Source organism: Acidilobus aceticus, from assembly GCF_055392325.1.
The window spans coordinates 210,867-233,480 of sequence record NZ_AP042407.1 but is presented as its reverse complement, the minus strand read 5'-3'; the positions used below and the strand labels follow the sequence as shown (position 1 = coordinate 233,480).

General features: G+C 56.7%; 23 protein-coding genes and 1 tRNA gene. 12 read left to right on the top strand and 12 right to left on the bottom strand.

The genetic code is table 11. The features are described 5' to 3' along the window. The 3 genes from ACZ5OO_RS01170 to ACZ5OO_RS01160 are packed head-to-tail and all read left to right on the top strand — an operon-like array spanning position 1 to position 4,831. Complete coding sequence (locus tag ACZ5OO_RS01170; RefSeq protein ID WP_013266841.1) at positions 1-561, top strand: DNA replication complex GINS family protein; 561 nt, start codon at positions 1-3, stop codon at positions 559-561. Beyond that, a complete protein-coding gene (gene mcm / locus ACZ5OO_RS01165) occupies positions 558-2,645 on the top strand; it encodes a minichromosome maintenance protein MCM (protein WP_013266840.1) in 2,088 nt (695 codons plus the stop codon). Before ACZ5OO_RS01170 ends, mcm begins: the two co-directional genes overlap by 4 nt. Before the next feature lie 11 nt (positions 2,646-2,656). Further along, on the top strand, positions 2,657-4,831 hold the full coding sequence (locus ACZ5OO_RS01160) for a DEAD/DEAH box helicase (RefSeq protein ID WP_464078333.1): 2,175 nt from the start codon (positions 2,657-2,659) through the stop codon (positions 4,829-4,831). A 13-nt stretch (positions 4,832-4,844) separates the two neighbouring features. On the opposite strand, the gene ACZ5OO_RS01155 is transcribed toward ACZ5OO_RS01160, so the two are convergent. Then, positions 4,845-4,920, bottom strand: a tRNA-Arg gene (locus ACZ5OO_RS01155). Positions 4,921-5,061: 141 nt separating this feature from the next. Between ACZ5OO_RS01155 and ACZ5OO_RS01150 the strand changes: the two genes are divergently transcribed. From ACZ5OO_RS01150 to ACZ5OO_RS01140, 3 genes are read left to right on the top strand one after another with little or no spacing between them, the layout of a single operon-like run. Further along, complete coding sequence (locus ACZ5OO_RS01150) at positions 5,062-5,298, top strand: LSm family protein (RefSeq protein WP_013266838.1); 237 nt, start codon at positions 5,062-5,064, stop codon at positions 5,296-5,298. Positions 5,299-5,342: 44 nt separating this feature from the next. Continuing rightward, complete coding sequence (locus tag ACZ5OO_RS01145) at positions 5,343-5,501, top strand: 50S ribosomal protein L37e (protein WP_464078541.1); 159 nt, start codon at positions 5,343-5,345, stop codon at positions 5,499-5,501. A 55-nt stretch (positions 5,502-5,556) separates the two neighbouring features. Further along, a complete protein-coding gene (locus tag ACZ5OO_RS01140) occupies positions 5,557-6,684 on the top strand; it encodes a M24 family metallopeptidase (RefSeq protein WP_013266836.1) in 1,128 nt (375 codons plus the stop codon). On the opposite strand, the gene ACZ5OO_RS01135 is transcribed toward ACZ5OO_RS01140, so the two are convergent. Both ACZ5OO_RS01135 and ACZ5OO_RS01130 read right to left on the bottom strand, forming a co-directional pair. Further along, positions 6,677-7,693, bottom strand: coding sequence for a PP-loop family protein (locus tag ACZ5OO_RS01135; RefSeq protein ID WP_464078332.1), 1,017 nt, complete (start codon positions 7,691-7,693; stop codon positions 6,677-6,679). The two genes, ACZ5OO_RS01140 and ACZ5OO_RS01135, sit on opposite strands and share 8 nt — an antisense overlap. Positions 7,694-7,749: 56 nt before the next feature. After that, complete coding sequence (locus tag ACZ5OO_RS01130) at positions 7,750-8,271, bottom strand: hypothetical protein (protein WP_464078331.1); 522 nt, start codon at positions 8,269-8,271, stop codon at positions 7,750-7,752. Between the two features lie 325 nt (positions 8,272-8,596). Between ACZ5OO_RS01130 and ACZ5OO_RS01125 the strand changes: the two genes are divergently transcribed. Beyond that, on the top strand, positions 8,597-9,097 hold the full coding sequence (locus ACZ5OO_RS01125) for a DUF1947 domain-containing protein (protein WP_013266833.1): 501 nt from the start codon (positions 8,597-8,599) through the stop codon (positions 9,095-9,097). On the opposite strand, the gene ACZ5OO_RS01120 is transcribed toward ACZ5OO_RS01125, so the two are convergent. The 3 genes from ACZ5OO_RS01120 to ACZ5OO_RS01110 form a co-directional block, all read right to left on the bottom strand. Next, positions 9,094-9,432, bottom strand: coding sequence for a DNA-directed RNA polymerase subunit G (locus tag ACZ5OO_RS01120; protein WP_013266832.1), 339 nt, complete (start codon positions 9,430-9,432; stop codon positions 9,094-9,096). The two genes, ACZ5OO_RS01125 and ACZ5OO_RS01120, sit on opposite strands and share 4 nt — an antisense overlap. A 104-nt stretch (positions 9,433-9,536) precedes the next feature. Beyond that, on the bottom strand, positions 9,537-9,887 hold the full coding sequence (locus ACZ5OO_RS01115) for a Rieske (2Fe-2S) protein (protein ID WP_013266831.1): 351 nt from the start codon (positions 9,885-9,887) through the stop codon (positions 9,537-9,539). 191 nt (positions 9,888-10,078) lie between these two features. Then, positions 10,079-10,510: an NfeD family protein gene (locus tag ACZ5OO_RS01110; protein ID WP_464078330.1), complete on the bottom strand. Its 432-nt coding sequence runs from the start codon at positions 10,508-10,510 to the stop codon at positions 10,079-10,081. 59 nt (positions 10,511-10,569) lie between these two features. On the opposite strand from ACZ5OO_RS01110, the gene ACZ5OO_RS01105 reads away from it, so the two are divergent. Then, entirely contained in the window at positions 10,570-11,880 is a 1,311-nt protein-coding gene (locus ACZ5OO_RS01105) for an NfeD family protein (protein ID WP_464078329.1), read from the top strand. 65 nt (positions 11,881-11,945) lie between these two features. Further along, entirely contained in the window at positions 11,946-12,800 is an 855-nt protein-coding gene (locus ACZ5OO_RS01100; RefSeq protein ID WP_013266828.1) for an SPFH domain-containing protein, read from the top strand. A 41-nt stretch (positions 12,801-12,841) separates the two neighbouring features. Here the strand turns inward: ACZ5OO_RS01100 and ACZ5OO_RS01095 are convergent, their stop codons facing one another. Further along, positions 12,842-14,035, bottom strand: coding sequence for a cation:proton antiporter (locus ACZ5OO_RS01095; protein ID WP_464078328.1), 1,194 nt, complete (start codon positions 14,033-14,035; stop codon positions 12,842-12,844). Between the two features lie 12 nt (positions 14,036-14,047). Beyond that, positions 14,048-14,395, bottom strand: coding sequence for a hypothetical protein (locus tag ACZ5OO_RS01090; RefSeq protein ID WP_013266826.1), 348 nt, complete (start codon positions 14,393-14,395; stop codon positions 14,048-14,050). 225 nt (positions 14,396-14,620) lie between these two features. Between ACZ5OO_RS01090 and ACZ5OO_RS01085 the strand changes: the two genes are divergently transcribed. The 3 genes from ACZ5OO_RS01085 to ACZ5OO_RS01075 are packed head-to-tail and all read left to right on the top strand — an operon-like array spanning position 14,621 to position 18,595. Next, positions 14,621-15,754, top strand: coding sequence for a saccharopine dehydrogenase family protein (locus ACZ5OO_RS01085; protein ID WP_464078327.1), 1,134 nt, complete (start codon positions 14,621-14,623; stop codon positions 15,752-15,754). Positions 15,755-15,804: 50 nt separating this feature from the next. Then, entirely contained in the window at positions 15,805-17,145 is a 1,341-nt protein-coding gene (locus ACZ5OO_RS01080) for a DEAD/DEAH box helicase family protein (protein ID WP_464078326.1), read from the top strand. Continuing rightward, positions 17,132-18,595, top strand: coding sequence for a DUF790 family protein (locus ACZ5OO_RS01075; protein ID WP_464078325.1), 1,464 nt, complete (start codon positions 17,132-17,134; stop codon positions 18,593-18,595). Before ACZ5OO_RS01080 ends, ACZ5OO_RS01075 begins: the two co-directional genes overlap by 14 nt. Here ACZ5OO_RS01075 and ACZ5OO_RS01070 read toward each other — a convergent pair. From ACZ5OO_RS01070 to ACZ5OO_RS01055, 4 genes are read right to left on the bottom strand one after another with little or no spacing between them, the layout of a single operon-like run. Beyond that, positions 18,579-19,307 carry an isopentenyl phosphate kinase gene (locus ACZ5OO_RS01070; protein WP_464078324.1) on the bottom strand — a complete coding sequence of 243 codons (729 nt, stop codon included), beginning with the start codon at positions 19,305-19,307 and terminating at the stop codon, positions 18,579-18,581. The two genes, ACZ5OO_RS01075 and ACZ5OO_RS01070, sit on opposite strands and share 17 nt — an antisense overlap. Before the next feature lie 41 nt (positions 19,308-19,348). Further along, the gene (locus ACZ5OO_RS01065) at positions 19,349-20,137 is read right to left on the bottom strand and encodes a hypothetical protein (RefSeq protein ID WP_013266821.1); all 789 of its coding nucleotides are present in this window, start codon (positions 20,135-20,137) and stop codon (positions 19,349-19,351) included. Positions 20,138-20,158: 21 nt separating this feature from the next. Further along, positions 20,159-21,025, bottom strand: coding sequence for an AmmeMemoRadiSam system protein B (gene amrB, locus ACZ5OO_RS01060; RefSeq protein WP_013266820.1), 867 nt, complete (start codon positions 21,023-21,025; stop codon positions 20,159-20,161). Positions 21,026-21,068: 43 nt separating this feature from the next. Further along, entirely contained in the window at positions 21,069-22,580 is a 1,512-nt protein-coding gene (locus tag ACZ5OO_RS01055) for an MFS transporter (protein ID WP_464078323.1), read from the bottom strand. Positions 22,581-22,614 lie beyond the last annotated feature (34 nt).

Here is a 22,614-nt window from a genome sequence, read left to right as displayed (position 1 = left end):
GTGAAGCTTGAGGAGAGGCTGCAGCTGCTGAGCCTTGATGGCATGCTGAGGCCGATAAAGGTCATGATATTGAACGACTGCACCATACCCCTGCCTGACGGCCCCCTTCAGGCGAAGAAGGGGGACGAGGTCGAGGTGCCCAGGTGGATAGCTGAGGTGCTCTCGAAGGAGGGCTACGCCAAACCTAAGGAGGAGGTAGACGTTAACTACATAAACAACTACCACTACAAGGAGAGGAGGTCCGCCAGCGGCTCTCACCTTGCCCAGCTGCCATCCGACTTCTACGTTGCGGTTGGCGAGTTCATAAGGTCCCTTGATGAGGCTATAAAGAGGTCGCCTTCGCACATGCTGATAAATGACAAGGACGTCAGCGAAAAGAACGTGATAGAGCTCTCCCAGCTGAGGCTCTCCAAGATAGTGAGGCTCGCCCAAACTGATATGGGAGACGAGGAGGTCCCCAACATGACTCCTGAGGAGGTGCTCATCTACACGCAGCTCAAGAACGCCTTCAACTCGTGGAAGAACTACATTCAGTCCCTCATGGGGGTGAGCAGCGGTTGAGCGCCGCTGAGCAGGAGCAGCTGAGCATAGGGGAGAAGTTTAAGGACTTTATCAGGAACTTCAGAAGCGTCGAGGGCCTGAAGTACATGGACAGGCTGCACAGGATGATAAACCTTGACCTGGGCAGCCTGCTCGTTGACTTTCAGGACCTTTACAGGTACAACACGGACCTTGCCAACATGCTCATAGATGAGCCGCAGAAGGTGCTGAAGGAGTTCGACGAGGCCCTCCTGGAGCTTGTGACCGGCGAGGACGCGGAGTTTGCCAAGCGTAAAGGGAAGCTCCACGTGAGGGTGCAGGGGCTTTACGAGACCACCAAGATCAGGGACATCAAGACCCAGTATATGAACAAGCTGATTCAGGTGGAGGGCATAATAACCAGGATGAGGCCCGTCAGGAGCAAGATGATCAAGGCAGTCTACCGGCACGAAAAGGAGGGCTGCAACGCTGAGTTCCAGTGGCCCTATGAGGAGGACGAGTACCTCGAGGATAAGATAGATAGGCCTCTTCAGTGCCCGGTCTGCGGGGAGGCCGGCGGCAGGTTCGTGCTCCTGCGTGACAAGTCTGTCTATGTAGACTGGCAGGAGATAACGCTCCAGGAGAGGCCCGAGGACGTCCCAGGAGGTCAGATGCCAAGGAGCGTGACGGTGGAGCTTACGGAGGACCTAGTTGACATGGCTAGGCCAGGGGACCTGGTCACCGTGGTAGGCATAGTGAGGCCCAGCCCTGCAGCGGGAAACGACAAGGCGCCTTACTTTGAGCTGAAGATAGAGGCCAACAGCCTCAGGGTCTCCGAGAAGGTGCTCGAAGAGGTAGCTATAACTAGGGACGACGAGGAGAAGATACTTGAGCTCTCCAAGGACCCCTGGATAAGGGAGAAGATCATAGCGAGCGTAGCGCCCACAATATATGGCCACTGGGACCTCAAGGAGGCCATAGCGCTCCAGCTCTTCGGAGGGGTGCCCAAGGTAGCTCCTGACGGCACCAGGATAAGGGGCGACATACATGTACTGTTTGTCGGAGACCCAGGAGTCGCCAAGAGCCAGCTCCTGCAGTCGGCGGCCAGGATAGCCCCCAGGTCCGTCTACACCAGCGGCAAGGGCTCGACGGCCGCTGGGCTGACCGCCGCAGTCCTGAAGGATCCGAAGACCAGTGAGTACTTCCTGGAGGCGGGCGCCATGGTGTTAGCCGACGGGGGCCTTGCCGTGATAGACGAGTTTGATAAGATGAGGCCTGAGGACAGGGCCTCGATACATGAGGCCATGGAGCAGCAGTCGGTGAGCATATCAAAGGCAGGCATAGTGGCCAGGCTAAACGCCAGGGCCGCCGTCCTTGCAGCTGGCAACCCCAAGTATGGGCTTTACGATCCCCAGAGGAGCTTCATAGACAACGTCAACCTGCCGCCCACCGTGCTCTCAAGGTTCGACCTGATATTTGTAGTAAAGGACGTTATGGCCATGGAGCATGACAGGAGGCTGGCGAGGTACATACTGGACGTTCACAGCGACTATTCCAAGTATGTGCCTGAGATAGACCCGCAGCTACTTAAGAAGTACATAATATATGCCAAGAGGTACTCAAGGCCTAAGCTGACCGAGGAGGCAAAGTCTATAATAGAGTCGTTCTTCGTCACGATGAGGTCCTCCGCCTCAAAGTACGGCAACGAGGGCCAGACGCCCGTGCCGGTCACTGCAAGGCAGCTTGAGGCCCTCGTGAGGCTCTCGGAGGCCCATGCCAGGATGGCGCTCAAGGACAGGGTAGACGCCGAGGATGCCGAGGAGGCCGTGAGGCTTATGCTGTCGTTCCTAGGCAGCGTGGGCCTTGACGTGGAGTCCGGCTTCATAGATTACTCAATGATAGCGACTGGCGCCAGCTTCCACACCAGGAAGCTCATGACCGTCATAGTTGACACCATAAAGAGGCTCAGGGAGGACGGCAGGCCCTGCGTTAAGCTCGACGATATAATAAAGGAGGTCACGTCGCAGACGAAGGCCGCGCCAGACAAGGTCGAGGAGACCATAAGGGCCATGAACAGGCAGGGCCAGATAGCAGAAATTAGGTCCAACTGCTACAAGGAGGTTTAACGTGAGGGACTTTGTCAGCAAAGGTCGCCGAGAGGCTGATGCAAATACTGGGCTACAAGGAGCTCTACCCACCACAAAGGGCTGCCATTGAGGCAGGCGTTGAGGACGGCCGGAGCCTCCTGGTCTCATCACCCACGGCCTCGGGGAAGACCTTCATAGCTATGGTGGCCCTGGCCTCCGCGGCCCTAAAGGGCGCGAAGTCCTTCTACACCGCGCCCCTGAGGAGCATAGCTACTGAGAAGTACAGGGAGTTCAGGGAGGCCCTCACGAAGCTGAACCTTAAGGTGGGCATAAGCATAGGGGACTTAAACGTGAACGACGAGATTATTGTAAACAGGAACGACGTTATAATAACCACCTACGAGAAGCTGGACTCCATCATAAGGAACAGCCCCTCCATTATTGATAAGATGGGCTCGCTAGTTGTTGATGAGATACACTATGTGGATGATGAAAAGAGGGGGCCGATAATCGAGACCCTCCTCTCCAAGGTCCTCTATAGGTCAAGGGGTGTCCAGGTCGTGGCGCTGAGCGCCACGGTATCAAATGTCGACGAGATAGCCAACTGGATAGGGGCTAAGCTGGTGAAGTGCAACTGGAGGCCGGTGCCCCTGAACGAGGGAGTCTACAAGGACGGCGTCATACACTTTTCAGATGGCAGTAAGAGGAAGGTGGAGGAAGTGAGCGCCAACCCCAGCATAAACCTTGTGGTTGACGAGAGCAGGCAGGGCGGCCAGACGCTCGTCTTCGTCCAGTCAAGGAGAAGGGCCGTCCAGCTGGCCAAGATGGCCGCCAGGCTTCCAAGGAACCTCCTCAAGTTCAACCAGGGAAAGGCCAGGGAGTATGCCGCTAAGATACTGGCGACGGAAGGTCCCAGGCTCCTCAGGGAGGAGATAGCGGAGCTCATAATGTCAGGGGTCTCATATCATCATGCCGGGCTTTCAAACGAGCAGAGGACTTTAATAGAGGACGCGTTCAGGGATGGGGCCTTAGCTGCCATATTTGCCACGCCAACGCTGGCGGCCGGGGTTAACCTCCCCGCCAGGAGGGTGGTCATTGCTGAGGTGGAGAGGTATGACGAAAGTTACGGCGTTCCACGCGACATAAAGGTCTTTGAGTATAAGCAGTTCGCCGGCAGGGCGGGCAGGCCAGGCCTTGACCCCTACGGCGAGGCAATCATAGTGGCCTCAAGGCCAAGGAGCGTCAGGGAGCTCATGGAGGAGTACATAAAGGCTAAGCCGGAGAGGCTCGAGAGCAGGCTTTACGGTGTCAGGGGGGTCAGGCACTCAGCCCTTGGTGCCGTGGCCTCAGGCATAGCCAACGACTTCGGGTCACTGCTGGAGCTGCACAGGAAGACCCTTTACTACGTGCAGAGGGGCGAGGAGAAGCTGAGCCAGATCCTCAGGATATCGCTTGACGACCTAGTAGCCTGGGGTCTCGTAGAGGAAACTAACGGGAAGCTTAAGGCTACTCACCTGGGCTACGTGGTCTCAAGGACTTACCTCGACCCAGCGAGCGTGCCCAAGCTAGTTAAGCTTGCAAAGAGGTTTAACGGCAAGTTCACAACCGAGGGCCTCATCTATATAATCTCCTCCATGCCTGACATGAACCTGCTACCCGTCAGGAGCTCCGAGAGCGAGAAGATAATGGACATGGCGGTAGACAGGGTGCCAACCTTAATAGACATAGTTGACTGGGACGACCCGGACAGCGTGGCAGCTCTCAAGACCACTCTGGCCCTCCTCGACTGGATAGAGGAGGTTCCAGACGACAAAATTGCTGAGACCTATGATGTTGGTCCAGGCGACGTCGCCTCGATAATCGACACGGCGAAGTGGATAGCCAGCTCTCTGGCCGAGGTGGCCCCCGCGGCAGGGCTCCCTGAGGAGGTCTCAGAGAAGCTGAGGCTTCTGTCAAAGCGCATAGAGGAGGGCGTCAAGCCCGAGCTGCTGCAGCTCGTGGAGATACCCGGCGTCGGGAGGGTCAGGGCTAGGAGGCTCTATAACGCCGGCTTCAAGACCCTCGAGTCCCTGGCAACCGCAAGCCCTCAGGAGCTGTTGAGGATTCCAGGCATAGGCCCCGCGACCGTGGCCTCTATACTTGAGTTCTTCGGGAGGAAGGAGGAGGCCGCCTCAATCAAGGGAAGAGGCCACGAGGGCGTAGGCCTTGACAGGTTCGCGGCCTAGTTTAAGCGGGCTACGGGCCCGCCGGGACTTGAACCCGGGACCTCCAGCTCCGCAGGCTGGCGCCCTGATCCTGGCTGGGCTACGGGCCCTTCAGTTCCCTGTATCTAGGGCGGGTTAAAATAAGGGTTGTTGGAAAGCCCTCCTTATAATGGAGGTCGACCGCCCTTATATCACATAACCTCACGCACGCTTTTAACTCCTTGGGGCCCAGCCACTGCAGGTGAAAGTACATGGCAAATCAGGCAGAGAGGACGAACACTTTCAAGGTAATGAATGAGTACCTGAACGCCAGCGTCTACGTCAAGCTCAAGGGAGGCGAGGGCGTCAAGGGAGTGCTGAAGAGCTTTGACCAGCACCTGAACCTGGTGCTTGAGAACGCGGAGGAGCTTACAGAGAGGGGCTCGAGAAGCCTCGGCACGGTGCTAGTCAGGGGCGACAGCATAGTAGCCATAAGCCCGGTTAAGTGAAAAGGTGATTGGCAGTGGTCAAGGGAACGGCCTCGTTTGGCAAGATGGGAAGGGGGTACACGCACATAGTGTGCAGGAGGTGCGGGAGGAGGGCGTTTAACGTAGCTAAGGGCTACTGCGCCGCCTGCGGCTTCGGCAGGAGCAAGAGGATGAGGAGGTACTCGTGGCAGAACAAGAAGGTGAACAGGGTAAGGATAGTGTGAGCGATAGGGCCAGCGTTTATTTTGGCGGCCCGGCCGCAAGTCCTCGGTGCGTGGTTTGGAGGCTAGGTGGGATCTGAACAGGAGGAAGCTTCGCGACCTCCTCGACAGGGAGTCCGTGGACGCCCTGCTGCTCCTAGGGGCCCCAAACATAACGTACGCCACGGGCATAAGGGAGCCCACCGGAGCCATGTTGATAACTAGGGACTGCGGCGACGTGATACTCACCTCGGTCCTTGACTATAACAGGGTCTCATCGATGTCGCCTAAGGACGTGGCAGTCAAGGCATTCTACAGAAGGTCGGGCGAGGCCTCAGTAGGCATGGCAATGGTGCCCCAGAGCGACCTAATAAGCGGAGGGCTCACAGACGCTGTCAAACAGGTCCTAGGAAACTGCAATGTTAAGTCAATAGGGGCTGACCTTCAGTGGGCTGACTACGCCTCTCTCAACGTAGCCCAGCAGCTTCAGGCAAGGGACTTGAGCAGCTCAATAGCTAAGGTGAGAGCCATAAAGGACGACTGGGAGGTGCAGGCGATACTTGACTCAATAGCCGCGGCAGAGCAGGCCTTCAGGGAGGCCATAGAGCTGCTGGACTCCAGCCCGTCAGAGAGCGAGGTCGAGGCCGCCTTCTACTCGTCATTGATGAGGCAGGGCGCCTGGGGCGAGTCATTTCCGACAATTGTGGCATTCTATGACCATACAGCGCTGCCGCACCACACGCCGACGCCCGTCAGGCTCCAGAAGCCTGGCCCCGTGCTGATAGACTTCGGCGCAGACATGTATGGCTACGCCAGTGACACGACTAGAAGCATGTGGCACGGAGAGGGAGGGGCTGAGTATAAGAGGCTCATTGAGCTTGTCGCGGAGGCCCAGGCAGCTGCTGTAGATCAGATAGCCCCAGGGGTCGAGGCCAGGAGCCCTGATCTGGCTTCACGCAGGGTGCTCGCCAAGGAGGGCCTGGACAAGTTCTACAACCACGGGCTTGGCCACGGCGTTGGGGTGGAGGTTCACGAGGTGCCCTACTTGGCCCCAGCGTCAACAGACGTGCTTGAGAAGAACATGGTGGTGACCGTGGAGCCAGGATTCTATATCCCAGGGGTCTACGGGGTCAGAGTGGAGGACATGGTCTTAGTCACAGCCAAGGGCGCGAGGCTCCTGACGCGGCTTTCAAGAATTATCAGCTAGTCCTTAAGCTGCTCATCATGCCCTCTATGCGGCTTCTCACCTCAGGCCCCAGCGGGGCGCCTGTCAGGCTCATAGTTAGCCTGCAGAAGCCGCAGACGTCACCGTTTGACGGCATGCCGCAGAGGCGGCACCTGTTGGGCGGACTGGCAGGCCTCGGGTATGATGGCAGGTTCCTCGCGAGCGCCCTGGCCGCGGATATCGTAAGGCTGGGGCTCTCGCTCTCAGCCCTGCTGAGCATATCCTTTATTATCACCTCAAGCGTCGAGGTCGACTTAAAGGGGCACTCTATGTCAACATAGTTCAGGCCGTAGACCTTGACGAAGGCCCTGGTCTCGTCCTCGTAGATGTCATAAAGGGGCCTCACCCTCTTGACGGCCGAGCCCTCGGACTCGCTGACCGGCCCTAGCTTGGTTATGTTGTCAAGCTTCTGCTCCATGAAGTTCTTGATGGCATAGGTCATGAGGTCGTTCATGTGATGTCCAGTGGCTATTGACGAGGCGCCTAAGGACACGGCCATAGCGTTAAGTATGTACCTTTTAACTAGGCCGCAGACGCTGCAGGCCGGCCTCCTGCTGCGCCTTATTATCTCGGGCATGTACATTCCCAGGAGCTCCTTGAGGTCCACTGTGACGCACTTAACGTTCTTAGCCTTTGAGCAGGAGTCCCTGAAGGCTTCAAGGGACTTCTCGGAGAACTCGCCCATGCCTAGAACTATGTGAACTGCAACTATGTTAACTCCCAGCTCTGGGGCTATTTCGTCAAGCACGTTCATGAGAGTTACGCTGTCCTTGCCGCCGGAGACGGCCACCAGGAGCATCTCGCCCCTCTTCACCATGTTGTACTTTATGATGTTGTTCTTTACCCTCTCCTTGACGTACTCCTTGAAGTGCTTATCGCAGAACCAGGCGTTGGCGTAGCTTAGCCTAATCCTGGCCGGAGCTCCGCACTTAACGCACTTAGCTTTTGGCGACTCGTAGACCTTGACTGCCGGGGCCTCGAGCACAACCATTACGGGTCCTTATAGGCTCTGCCATAAGTTATACTTAAAAGGCTCAGTATTGATGACTACATGCCGCCCTGCAGGCTGCCTGAATCGCTTGGCGAGGCGGCAACGGTCGCAAGCCTTGCGTACTTCCTTAGATTATACCAAACGTATATCAGAATGCCACCACCAATGATACAGAGGAGCAGGCTGTAGGCTAGGCCCTCCAGGCCGACCAGTATGTAAAGTATCCCTAGCATAAGGGCGCTTAGGGAGGCCCTTGAGTACTGCCCGGCGGTGTCAGGCCTGTAGACGAAGAGCCATGTGAGAACCCCAAGCACTATCATAAACGCGCTTACGCCCATTATCGCCTCAGAGGCCTGCCTCATAAGGGACTGAATTTGCGCGACTGTGTAATTATATCCTCTGGCCAGGGACTCGTTGTAGAGCGTCTTAGTGAGGTTAGAGTTAGGGTTGTAGGACGCTGAAAACATCGACATGGCGTACGCTAGGCTTACGGCGCCGCCCACAATTATCAGGAACATTGCAACAACTATAAGCATGAGCGAGGGTCGTTTGTTCTGATGACTGCCTTCCTGGCTCAAGCTCTTCCCCATCACCGCACGCTCTTCGGCCCTTAAATACCTCTATGACGTGTTCACGCTTGAAAACCTTAAGGTCAAAACCATAATACAATTGCGTTGATCACGCCATAGTGCAAACACACCTATCACTGCCTTTTAGCCCTGCCGGACGCACCATATATGAGCGTCCGATGACAGGCGCTCACTGGCTGATCTTAAAGATGAAGAGCAACGGGTCTGTGAGGACGCAACTTCTTTGGTATTTAACAGCCGGGCGAGATCCATAATGTCGTGTAATAAGACGAACATATTTTAAGGCTATGTCATGTAAGAGCTGGGGGTTAAGATGCCAGGGAAGTTCTCAACCAGGTATAAGCTCTCAAAGAAAGCCGTTAAGCAGCTCGCTGATGAAGCTAAGGCCAGGCTCGGCAATGTACCCGTTACTTGGGATGATTTAGAGGAAGCTAGATCCTCAGACTACACGGTGTACTTTGATGCTGGGCTCGCGTGCCTTGCTAGGGTTAGGGGAGTTCTGATACCTACGCTCATGTGCCTCCTGAGGAGGGGCTTCTCGTGGCTGCCGTATGTAGTAGTCGACAGGGGGGCCTCCCAGGCCATAGGTCGCGGCGCGGACTTGATGGCCCCCGGCATAAGGAAGGTCGTTGGCACCTTCAAGGAAGGCGACGTAGTTGCAATAGTAGATGAGCAGAGCAACGTGCCTGTTGGCGTCGGGAGGGCCCTTAAGGATAGCGAGACCATATCGCAGATGGCTAAAGAGAAGTCAAAGGGCAAGGTGATAGAGAACCTACATTACCCCGGCGACCAGCTCTGGAAGTTAATAAGTTAGCCCTTGACTCTCCTCATGCAGAGGTAGTACTTAGTATCGGCCTTAAGTCCTAGGGGAGGCGCAAACTTGAAGAGTATGCCCCACAGCGACAGAAGCGTGAACCCTTTACTTTCGTCCGCGGCCAGGTACCCGTGGCCGCAGAACTCGAAAGAGTCAAGGTCGTTGGGCTTGCTCTCATCTATGACAATCTCTATCTTATCCCCAGAGTTCACCGTGTAGATACTCTCAATTACGTCAAAAGTCACCGTCTCGCTCTGCCCCTCAGCCCTGGCTATCTTAACGCCCTCGAGCTTTGAGGGCTGAACGTCCTTGACCTCCAGGCTCAGGCTTACCATTTCAGCTCCGCTTACGCTCTGTGGGGCCCGCTTAAAAGCTGACCTCTCACGCCGGCCTGAAGGTGCGGTAGCCCGTGAGGCGGAGGCGCGGCGCACAAGTGCTGTTAGATATCGATCTCAAGAAGGCCCTCAGGGCTCACCCTCACTCTGTAGGTCTTAAGCGGCGGCTGCAGCTCCTTGTTGAACTCGCACTTTCTCTCAGGCATAACTATAGGCTGTGAAACCATGTCGCCAGTGAGCACGTCAAACTTAGCCTTGTGGAGGGGGCAGACAGCTATATGCCCGTCCTCGACGTCACTGAGCACGCCGCAGCCCATGTGGGGGCACCTGGCGTCCATGGCGTAGAACTCACCGTTATGCTTGACTATGAGTACTGGAGTATTGTCTATAATAACGACCGCGTGGTCCCTTGCATCAAAGATTTTAGCCATGACAGATATCTTACGAAATACCATACATAGGTCGCCTAGTTATTGCTGATCTAACGTTCAATTAAAAATCTTTGCATGGGGGCACCTAAGCCAAGGTCTAAGGTCGCGACGTATTGGAATAAAGCCTCGTCAGCGGCTGAGCCGCAACATAGGTCGCCTAGCTAGGATTTGAGGCACCGGCTTGGCGCCTCAAATGGGTTAGTCTCTTGCCGCGCTCAGGCCTTATCTGTGGCGATATTCTTATCACTTACAGGCTTAACCTTAACGTAGAGGCCCTGCCTCTCAACTACTATAACCCTGCTTCCCTCCTTGATCTCAAGGTCGCTTATGGCTGACCACAGCTCATTATCAACCCTGACCACGCCCGGCTTCGAAGGCCTTATACTTATGACAACAACGCCGCTCCTTCCAACGAGGCTCTCAGAGGGAGGCTTCATAGGGGTTATCCTCTCGAGGCCCTTGGCCACGATAATTATTATGTCCACTATAGCTAGAATGCCTCCGGAGAAAAGCCTCAGGGCATCATTATACTCTATGCCGGTGGCTATCAGGTAAGCCGCAACTGCAGTGAGCCCTATCACCAGCGCCGTGCTGCCAACCCCCCACCTCAGCCTTGAGAAGAAGCCTACGCTGGCCTGCCCGCCCATGCCTATCGCCTTAGCGTTACTTTATAGCTTTTCTCTGCTCCACATAAAAAGGGCTGAAGTTGAAGATAAAGCTCTTGCTCTGGCTGTTAGGAGTAACCCTCGTGCTGACGGCCATAGGCGCAGCCCAGCTGTGGCATGCGGAGGCCGCGTCAGCCCCAACTAGCAACGCCACTGTCGTGGTTGTTAACTTTGATGTCCCTGTGGACCTAGGGTCGTCAACCATGATGCAGAGGGCTGTGACTACTGCAGAGCTGCTGAAAGCTAAGGCTATAGTCATCGTTATGAACACCCCTGGCGGCTACCTGAGCGACATGCTTAAGATAGTGAGCTACATAGAGCAGGCTCAGGCCGCCGGCATACCAGTTTACACATACGTGCCCCCTGACGGTATGGCGGCCTCCGCTGGCAGCTACATAGCCATGGCCACTAACAGCATCATAATGGCCAACGGCACCTTCATAGGTCCCTCGACCCCCATAGTAGTTGGGGGCACGCCCCTTGAGCAGAACCACACCGAGGACGCGATGATAGCGTTTATGGAGTCGCTAGCAAGCAAGTGGGGCAGGAACGCGACGGCAGCCAAGATAATGGTAGTTGATGATAGGGCTTTCACTGCTGAGGAGGCCCTAAGGTATCACCTGATAAATAACGTCTCGAACAGCCTCTCCCAGGCCATGAGTGAGTGGGGCCTCACTAACGCGACTCAGGCGCAGATCTCCGAAAACGCTTATGAGCAGTTCCTGAGCGTTCTGAGCAACAGCACCGTTGACGGCATACTAATAACGCTGGGCTTCATGGCTATACTGATAGACCTCTTCCACCCCACGTTTATAGTGTCGGCCGTGGGCGTGACCGCCATAGTGATGGGCCTCGTGGGCGCCGAGATAATAGGCGCCTCGGCCATAGGCCTGACGCTGCTGCTCCTGGGCGCCATAATAATGTTCCTGGAGCTTAAGATGGGTCACGGCTTTGCAATGATAGCAGGGGCCATAACTTCAGCTGTGGGCATATACCTCTTGGCCATGGGGATACCCTACGTGGCCACCAGCGTCCCAACTGCATCTAAGTACGTGCTCACGGACTCCGTTGTGGCCATAGTTGGCGTTGTGCTGGGACTTTACATAAGGTGGATAGCCTCACCCATGAAGCGTAAGAGGGTGATGGCTGGGCCTGAGTCCCTGATAGGTGATGTCGGCGTCGTAGTGAGCGACCTAGCTCCCGTGGGCGAGGTCAGGGTGCAGGGCATCGTGTGGAGGGCCGTGTCGGCCTCTGGCGAGACCATAAAGGTCGGGGAAAAGGTAAAGGTAGTTAAAGTCGAGGGGGTAACCCTCTTTGTCGAGAGGGCCACGGGTGAGGACAAGGGTTCATGAATATGGATTCTGGCATCTTAGATAGGTTTAAGTAGTTCGCTAACTACATAGAAGTGGTGATTTGAGTGGGCTTAGCGCTTGACATAATAATAGCGTTTATCGTGCTCATAGTGGCCATAATTCTGCTGAGCGGAATAAAGGTCGTCAATGAGTGGGAGAGGCTGCCCGTCCTGATACTTGGCAGGTTTGCGGGCCTCAAGGGTCCAGGGATAGTGTACGTGCCGCCAATAATAGGTAGGGTTCCCATGAGAATATCGACGAGGCTTCAGGCCATAGCCTTTAGGACCGAGCAGAGCCTCACGAAGGACAACATACCAGTCATAGTTGATGCCGTGATGTACTACCAGCCCGTTGACCTTGAGAAGGTTGTGCTTAAAGTGGAGGACTACAACGTTGCCACCAGGCTCGCGGCTGAGACGACCCTAAGGGAAGTCATAGGCCAGACGATGCTCGATGAGATACTTACCGAGAGGGAGAAGGTGGCGGCGCTCGCCAGGAACATAATTGACAGCAAGACTGAGACCTGGGGCGTCAAGGTCACTGCCGTAGAGATAAGGAACGTCGAGATACCCCCTGACCTGGTCCAGGCCATGTCAAGGCAGGCGCAGGCCGAGAGGGAGAGGAGGGCCAGGGTGACGCTTGCTCAGGCCGAGTACGAGGCCGCCCAGAAGATGGTTGAAGCTGCAAACCTCTATGTTAACAACGACAGGGCGTTCATGCTGAGGTGGATGAACATGATATATGAGCTGGGCATGGAGGGCAAGAACATGCTCGTCTTCATACCTGCCAACCTGCCTATCGCAGGCCCGCCCGCAGGAGGGCCCATGTCCCCAGTGGGCCTCATGGGCGTTAGGGACCTAGTTGTCAGTGAGGAGAAGAAGCAGGGCGGAGGCCCGCAGGCGGGGCAACAGCAGAAGTGAGCTCAAGGGCCCTTATAATATCATAATGGCCCAAAGGCCTTTTATAACATCCGTATGGCCCTGCTGTAGGCTATGAGGCCTAGTATTGTCGTGAGCATAAGTGAAAGTGTTAGCGCGCTATAGCAGCGCTGGTCTATGAAGCCTAGCTGAAGCGCGGCTGACGCAATGGCAAGGCCAACCTCTCCCCTCGGCTCCATGCCAGTCCCGGCGAGCACCGACTCCTTCCCATTCCTAGTCATTGCGTAGGCGAAGGGCAGGACGCCGGCCAGCTTGCCAATTAAGGCGGCTGCGATCATGATCAGCGAGGCTAACAGGCCGGTCAGGCCCATTGTGGCTAAGTCGAACTCCGCGCCAACCACGACGAAGAATATGGACCCAAAGACCAGCAGGAAGGACCTCGAGAACTCCTGGAGCCTCTGGGAGCCTGAGAACTCGCTCAGCGAGACGCCAGCTATGAAGGCGGCTATTATCGGCGAGAACCCAAGGGCCTGCATTATGACTATTATGCCAAAGAGGACTACTAGGGACATCTCAAGAATGTACTGGCCTCCGACCCTTGACGTGAGGAACGGCACCACCTTTATTGACGTGACAAATATTATGATCCATGCCACTGAGTAGAAGGCCACAACCTTTATCACGCCGACAAGCGTAGTGCCGTGGGACTCTGAGACTCCGAAGGCTATTGAGAGGAGGATTAATGAGACCACGTCGTCTATCGCTGAGGCCGAGAGCAGGAAGTCGGCCCACTTGCCATTAGCCCTCGCCGACTGAAGAGAGCCCGAGACCACCGCTAGGCTGGTTGGCGCCAGGGCGGAGCCAACTATCATGGATACATCAAGGTTCAATGAGAGGTAGTCCCTGATAGCGACAATGAGCGCAAAGGGCACAAGGGCGCCCATGATAGCCCCAAGGGCGCCCCATGCCCCTGCCCTCCTCAGGGGGGCAGAGCCGTGCTCCAGGCCTGACGCAAATACCAGGAAAATGACGGAGAGCTGCGATAGGAACAGCACTTCAGAGCCAAGGTAAAACAGTTTAACGTTTAGGAGGCCATTTATAATGCCTCCCAGGGCGAAGGGACCCATTATCATTCCTCCTAGCAGCTCACCAGTTATTCTCCCATATCCATACTTCTCGGTGACGTCGCCCAGAACCTTGCCAACTAATATCATAAGCGAGAGGCCCAGCAGTTCAAGCCCTAACTCCTGCGAGGTTGGCCCCTGCTCTTCTAACATACCACGGATAAATTATAATGACAGCGCTCCCCTGCTCTGCCTGCCCTCAAGGAGGTAAGATATGACCTGATCCAGTCGGTGGTAGAAGTAGTTAAGTCCGATCACGTTATGTCTGCCCGTTTGAAGCATCCTGAGCCTGAGGGCCAACGCCATCTCGCTCAGGAGCTTTACCTCCGTGCTGATCCCAGCGTAGGGCCTTCTGACGACCTGAGGCTCCTTTGAAGACAGCTCTAGGGAGCTGAGCATCTCAGCCAGCTCTCTCAGGGCCTCTTCAAGGGAGCCGTCAGCTATGCTCTCAGGCACCTTGCCCTCAAGCTCCACAACTTTATATAAGGCCCTGGAGAGCCTCTCGTCCTCCAAGGCTCCTCAGCCTATAGTTTGGCAAGCAGAGGTTATAGGGCTAAGCCGCATTTATTTTTAGTGCTGCACTAGGCAGCGCGCCTCGGGCGGTGAGGACAAGAGGGTCTACCGAGCGGTGAGGAGTATCGGAACTCCCTAGCCCGGGGCCCATCAGGGCCAGCGCGGGCCGCCAAGATCAACTTTAAATATGGTGGAGATGCAGCTTCTCTGTGGCGGTGCTAAGCTTTGGCTAGAGTTGCAGTGATAGGCGCTGGGGGCGTGGGCTCCGTAGCGGCCTCGGTAATAAGGGGGGAGGGCCATGAAGTGATCCTTGTAGATAAGGCCAAAGACTCTCTGTCGAGGACCGCCGAGAGGCTCAGAATGCCTTACGCCGTGGCTGACGCGCTGTCGCCTGACGATGTTAAGAAGGCCGTAGGCACCGTGGACCTCATAGTTACCTCCCTGCCAGGGAGCATAGCCTACAAGGCCCTTAAGGGCCTGATAAACCTGGGCGCCAACATAGTAGACGTCTCATTCTTCCCTGAGGACCCGGAGGAGCTGGGCCAGCTGGCCTCTAAGGCTGGAATACTGCTGCTCATGGATGCTGGCGTCGCCCCCGGGCTCTCAAATATGCTCATTGGAATAGGCGACAGGAAGCTGGGAGGCCTTAAGGGAGCTAAAATTTATGTAGGTGGCATAAGCGAGAGGCCCGACCCACCCCTTGGCCTCGTGCCGAGCTGGAGCATATCTGACCTGGTAGATGAGTACAGGAGGCCTGCCAGGACGATAGTTGATGGCAAGGTTGTGGCAGTGGATCCGCTCTCAGGCCCCATGGGAACAATATACGTCCCAGGCGTTGGTGAACTGGAGTACTTCCCGACGGACGGCCTCAGGACGCTGCTCAAGAGCTACTCAAACGCGTCCTTCCTGGCCGAGTACACGTTGAGGTGGCCCGGCCACGTGGCCTTCATTAAGGGCCTCAAGAAGTTGGGCCTCCTTGAACACAAGCCAATACACGTCGGCAACTACGAGGTTATGGCTGATGAGGTGCTGGCCTCCCTTATATGGTCTATGAGGGTTAACTTCAGGGATATAGTAGTGCTCGTGGTTGACGTGTACGGCAAGTCTGGCGGCGGGATCAGGTTTACCCAGGTCACCAGGGCCGAGGACGGGACGACGGCCATGGCCAAGGTAACCGGAAGCTTCCTCGGGTTTGCCGCGCTCGCCGTGTTGGAGGGCAAGGTGAGGGGCACGGGCCTGGTTTACCCCGAGTCACTGGGCCTCAGCGAGGACGCCTCAGGGGACATAATGACAAGGCTGGCCATAAATGGCATGCCAGTGGAGGAGGAAGAGCTCGCAGGGGAACTTGAAATTCGCTGAGAAGGCCTTTAACCTCGCCTTGCAACGTCTCCCTAAGGTAAAGGGAGCCCTTGGTTAAGCTCAGCTACAGGAGGGGGCTGCTGGTAAGCGACTCTTACGCGCCGGGCCTAAGGTACGATGAGAAGATCGGGGGCTATGTCGGGCTGCCATATAAGTACTATGAAGTACTGAACTACATTCGAGAGTCAGGCTTAACCGTTGACGACAGGGTCCTTAACCCCATCCCGCTCCAGGCCCTCCGCGCCCCGAGAATTAGGCTCAGGGACTACCAGGAGAGGGCCCTTGAGGCGTGGAAGAGGGCCGGCATGAGGGGGGTAGTGGTGCTCCCCACAGGGGCTGGCAAGACCCTCGTCGCGCTGGCCGCCATCCAGGAGGTAGGAGCCGCCACAATAATCGTGGTGCCAACGATAGACCTGCTTCACCAGTGGAAAAGCGCAATAATGAGGCACCTGAGCGTGACGCCCGGCATATTGGGCGGCGGCGAAAGCGACGTGGCGGGCATTACGGTATCTACATATGACAGCGCGTACAGCAGGGCTGAGGAGCTGGGCAACAGGTTCGTGTTGGTCATTTTTGACGAGGTGCACCACCTTCCGTCACCCGGCTACATGGAGGTCGCCCAGGTGCTGGCCTCTCCCTACAGGCTTGGCCTCACGGCGACGCCTGAGAGGGAGGACGGAAGGCACGTCCTGTTACCTGACCTGGTGGGCCCCATAGTGATAAGGGTCTCGCCAGCGGAGCTGAGAGGCAAGTACCTCTCAGACTACGACATTAAGAGGGTTTACGTAAGCCTCACGGACGACGAGAAGTCAAGGTATGAGTCCCTGAGGGCCAGGCTAAGGGAAGACCTGAAGAGGCTCGGCGTCACGTTGAGGTCGCTGGAGGACTTTCACAGGCTGCTGTCGTTGGCCGCAAAGAACCCGGTAGCCAGGGACGCCGTGGAGGCCTGGTACGAGTCCGTCAGGATAGCCGTTAACTCTAGGGCTAAAATTGATTCATTGAGGAAGCTTCTGGCGGAGTACAGCGACAGGAAAGTGCTGATATTCACTAGGGACACGGAAATGGCATACAGGATCTCGCGCGAGTTTCTCGTGCCGGCCGTGACCTATAAGACGCCTAAGCAGGAGAGGCTCAAGATACTCGAGCTCTTCAGGAAGGGCGCATACAAAGTCATAGTGGCCTCGAGCGTGTTCGACGAAGGGGTTGACGTGCCTGACGCAAGCGTGGCCATAGTTGTCGGAGGCTATGGGACTCCGCGGCAGTTCATACAGAGGCTCGGCAGGGTCCTGAGGCCCGCGGAGGGCAAGAGGGCCCTCCTCATAGAGCTGGTGACGAAGGGCACGAGCGACAGCAGGCTGAGCATGAGGAGGAGGTCAGGTGCTGAGGTCTGACCTGGTAAGGCTTATAGTTAGAGGCGCCAGGGCCAGGGTGCTCTTCGCAGGCGAGGACGACCTGGACCTGTTCTCTGAGGTGTTAAGGCACCTCAGGCCTGGGCTTAAACTTGGGGAGGCCCTTGAGGAGCTAAAGCCCCTCAGGAGGATATACGACCCTAAGCTTGTTGACGGCATCACGGAGGTGGCCCTGAGGTATTTAGTGCTTGAGGAGGAGTCCCCGGTAAGTCCATACATGATAAGGCAGAAGCTCTTCGAGGGAGGCCCGGCCCTCTCTGAGGAGGAGAGGCGCAGGAGGCTCGAGGAGGTAACTAAACAGCTGGGTGTCGACGCTGAGAGGTTCATGTACTCTGACTTGGACCTTGAGCGCGTCATAGTTTCTGGGCCCGCAATAGGCCCCAGGGACCTCATGGAGGAGTATAACATGGAGGAGCTGGAGGGCCTCCTGCTGAGGTCCTACATGGTTACGCTTGAGGTCAGCGACAATTGGAAGGACCTGCTCAGGTCAATTAAGGCGATGGGACTCATGTACTATGCAAGGTCAAGGCCTGTCCAGGTCGACGTCTACGGGCCGGTGTCGCTGGCTAAGCTAACCGACAGGTACGGCAGGTTGATGGCAAGGCTTGTGCCTCACCTGCTCAGGAGCGCCAGCTGGAGGCTCAGGGCGCAGGTTGCGGTGGGAAGGACCAGGAGGATAGTGACCGTGGAGGTAACTAGCGACGACGCGCCTATGCCCACAAGGCCCACCGTCTCAGGCATAACGTTTGACAGCTCTGTCGAGGAGGACCTCTACAGGAAGCTCACCCTCCTGGCGAAGGACAGCGGCTGGCTGGTTATAAGGGAGCCGGAGCCCCTGGTGACATCAACTGGCGAGATAATGATACCAGACTTTGCTGTCATCAGTGGGAGCTCTAAGGTATTCATAGAGGTCGTGGGCTTCTGGACCAAGGAGTACATAAACGCCAAGCTCAGGAAGCTGGCCGGCCTCAGGGACCCCATACTTCTTGTCGTCAACGAGTCACTTGGCGTTGGGGCCTTTAAGTTGACTGGTCACGACGTTGTTTCCTACAAGGATAAAGTTAACGTGGCGCCAATATACGAGTGGCTAAAGGCGAGGCTTTCTAGTCACGCCGGGCGGCTGCCAGAAAGGTTAGACGTGGAGGGCAGCTACGTGAGCTTTGAAGACGTCGCTAGACGCTATGGCGTTACGGTTGACGACGTGAGGAGGTTTAATGGCACGGTGGAGGGCTACGTTAAGCTCAGGAACTACTTCGTCAAAAGGGGGCTCCTTGACAGCCTCAGCAGGGAGAGCCTTGAGGGCAGGAGGCTCTCCGAGCTGACCTCAAAGTATGGCCCCTGGGTTCAGGAGGCCCTGGCCCTAGTTGGCTACTCGCTTAAGTGGATGGGTCTGAACGACGCCGTGGTAGTAAAGGTCAGGGCACGACCCTAGTGCCCACCTCCTCGCCGTTAAGGGCCCTCAGGAGCGAGTCCCACCTGACTATCCTGGTGTTCGCGACCTTGGCTGAGGCCGCCTCAGCGATCTTACCCTTCATGCTGCCCGTGACGTCAACCCCACGTTTGGTTATGTCAGCTATTTCATCCCTTGGGCTTACAACCCTTAAGACCTTTCCCTCAGGGCCTATTACGCCATCGACGTCAGACACGTAGATCAGGCAGTCAGCCTTAGCCTCAGAGGCCAGCATGGACGCTATGGTGTCGCCGCTTACTACCACCCCTCCCCTTTCAGTGAGCACGGCGTCCCCATAAGTTAGCGGCGTTAGGCCGGCCGCGAGGTCCCTTAGCATCGGGGTCAGCTCACAGCTTCTCTCGCCGACACACATGCTGTGGGCGGTGTGAAGGCTAACGGGCACCCCGTGCGACAGGAGGCTGTTGACCACGGTAATTCCGAGAAGGAGCATCTCCCTCTGCACTTCTGAGACCTCGCTGGGGCCTAGCCTTCCTCTCTCGGAGAGCAGCCTGCTCACTATGTAATGTCCAAAGCTACCCCCGCCGTGGACTAGGGCCAGCCGTCCGCCCGCCTTGAGGTAGCTGGCCACCTGCGCGGAGAGGCTCTCAAGCACGTCCCACCTGACGGTCTCTGGCGAGGACTTATCGGTTATAGCGGAGCCCCCCAGCTTGACTACAGCTAGGTTGCACCTCAAGTTTCATCTCCGCGCTAACTTTAACTCAAGGGAAAATAAGCCTAGGCCGTAAGGCACATCAGCTCAAGCTCGCCAGGAAGCCCGGGGACCCACTCGCACTCCCCCTGGGGCGTCTGCACCCCATAGAAGAGGTAGGCTGCCGCGTTCTGAACCCTCAGCCTCTTAACTAGCTCACCCCTAAGTGGGGAGCCTGACGTAAGGGAGTCCGAGAGGTCCACGACGGCCTGGCCTATCATGTGCACCGCCGCGTCAAAGAGGCTCTCGCCCAGCTCCTGCCTTGTGGCCCCCTTTCCAACCACAGAGGACGCCCTGACCTCCATGTTAAGGTCTACCCGGCCCAACTGCAGGTCAACGACTTCATCCTCGCTCCTGTACGCAGCGGCCTTGCCGCTGGCGGCCACGTACCTCATGGCGTCTATGGAGCTCTGCCACCACGTGGCCCCCTCCCCCCAGGGGTCTGACATCCTTCCCATCTCGACTATCTCCAGCTCGTCCACTGTGTCCGAGTGCGACCTGGCGGTGAGGTAAAGGAGCGCCGTTGTTAAGGCCGCATAGGTGCTTGCAACGGGCCGCCTCTGGGGCAGGCCCTCTGACCTAACGTAGGAGCAGTCGTTCATGTTAAGGCCGCTCATCAGCCTTCTCCAGAACTCCCTGGCCTTTCCGACAACCTCCTGTGACAAGCCCTCGGCGCTGAGGTCAGCCCTTTCACAGTTCTCCTGGTACTTCAGCTCAAACTTCACCTGCTCGCCCGGCACTACTAGGTAAGGGTTTACCACCTCATCTATTGGAATGCCCATCACTATGAGGGGCAGCCTTAGCGAGAGCCTCAAGGGAGGCCACCGTAGATATCTTTACTTGCCAGGAAGCGGCACCACGGCGGAGGCGTAGCCAACTACCCAGTCCTTCTCGCCGGTCACGTCACCTGACGTTGCGTGCTTCAATATGACGGCCCTGGTGGCGCCCAGGCTTCTTCCCATGTAAAGCAGTGTCATCGCCGGGCCTGGCCCGCACATGGTTATGTCGTCTGCTTCAAGCACTCTGAAAAGCCCCTCGGGGTCCAGGGACTCCACGTACCTCAGGGCCTCGTTATCCTTTGAGACAGTCACGTCGTGGGGCTCGTAGTGGTTCATGTCACTGCTGGCCACGAAGAGCAGGTCAACCCCGTTCTCATTAATTATCTTGACTAGGGCGTCTGCTAGGTCCTTGGACACCTCAGGGTTCTGAAGCTTTATCACTATGGGGACGAGCTTAAAGTTGGAGTCAAAGATATACTGAAGGAATGGGACCTGGACCTCCACCGAGTGCTCGTACAGGTGCGCCTCATTATCGAAGGTGAAGTACTTGGTATTTGATATTATCAGTTTCTCGACCTCTCTGTCAACCTCAACAGTTCCAAGGGGGGTCTCCCACGCGTCCCCCTGCCAGAGCGAGGCGGCCTCGCCGAGGCCCGTGTGGTTGGGGCCTGCCACCACAACTACCTTGGGGGCTCCCTCCTGAGCCATGTTATAGTAGCTATGCGCGGCGACGGGGCCGCTATACATGTAACCTGCGTGGGGCACCAGGTAGCCAACGCTTGTCCTATTCCTTGAGGGCGGCGCCTGGGGGAGCTTTCCTGGGCCAAGCCTGTGAAGGAAGCTTGACTCTATTGACTTTACAAGGTCATCCCTGTCAGCAGGGTAAAAGCTGCCAGCGTGGGCGGGCTTCCTTATTTCCTGCACCAGCTCTTCACCTGGGCTAGCTGGGCGATCAAAATTTAAACAGTTAGCTCCTGCCGTTATCATCGCTTGTCCTAACCATAGGGTGGGCGGCGACCCCCTTCATCCCCGAGTGCCTAGCGAGGGTGCCCGAAGGCCTGAGGGCCGAGAGCACTGCAGCTATGGCCAGAAGCCCAAGGGAGACATGGTAGGCAAAGGCCTGGGCGTTGAGGTAGCTTACCATTAACGACGAGGGGAGGTGGCCGCTCAAAGTGCCGACAAAGAGCTGGTAGACGTAGTACGCAGGCAGGGCGGCCGTCACCGACGTCAAGGAGACGGCGAAGCTCAGGATCATTCCCGTGTTCCTGAACGTGGTTAGAGTCCCAGAGGCGACCCCATACCTCTCCCTGGGAGCTGACGATATTACGGCTGTCGTGTTTGAGGGCCAGAAGAGGCCGCCTCCAAGGCCATAGATGCCCTCCACCATGGCAACCCACCAGAGCGGGGTCCTGGCGTTCATCATCGCTAGCAGGAACAGCGCAGCGCCCTGTATTACAAGGCCTGCCGTGGCTATTGGCCTCGGACCATACTTGTCGGTCAGCCTGCCCCCTATGGGACCAGCTATCATGTTGACGGCGGCCATGGGTATTATTAAGTAGGAGGCCGTCAGCACTGGCAGGCCGAATATGCCCTCAAGGTAGAACAGGAGGAGGAAGTTTACCGCAAACATGGCCAGGCTCTGCACGGTTGCCGTGAATATTGACGCCGTGAACATTCTGTTGTACTTAAACATCCTGAGGTCTACGATAGGGTCCCTAACCTTATACAGCTCCCAGAAGGCGAACGCCGCGAGCAGCGGGGGTGCCGCCGCAAATGACAGCAGCGTGTACACGTCGGACCACCCCCTTAGGAGGCCTAAAGTGAAGCCCAGCTGGAGCGCGAGTATACCCAAAGTGAACAGGACGGCCGCGGGCACGTCAAAGTTTTCGCCGACCCTCCTGAACTTAGTCTCCCTGAGGGTCGCGTAAGCCCACGCCGTCCCAAAGATTCCTATGGGCACGTTGATCAGGAATATCCACCTCCACGTGGTATACGTTATTATTAGCCCTCCTAGGATTATGCCGAGCACCGTGCCCGAGGACCACACTATGGAGTTAATGCCCAGCGCCCTGCCCCTCTCGTTGACTGGGAACGCCTCAGAAATTATTGCAAGGGAGTTTGACAGCATCATAGCCGAGCCTATGCCCTGCAGGGCCCTGAAGGCCACCAGCTCAAGGCCGCTCTGGGACAGCGCCGAGAGCAGGGAGCCTATTGTGAAGACTACGAAGCCGGCGTTGTATATCTTCTTCCTCCCGTAGGTGTCGCCGACCCTTCCAAAAGTGAGCACCAGGGAAGTGTTGGCGAGAAGGTAAGCTACAACTATCCAGACTATGGTCACGTAGTCGGCGTGAAGGTCCTCAGCTATGGGAACGAGTGCCAGGAGCACCACGGTGCTGTCTATTGCCGACATCAGCGAGCCGACGCTTGTAACTGACAGCGCCTTCCACTTGTACTCCAAGCCGGCCACCTTGAGTATCAAGCTAACCGAAATATCTTATACCTTACTATTAACT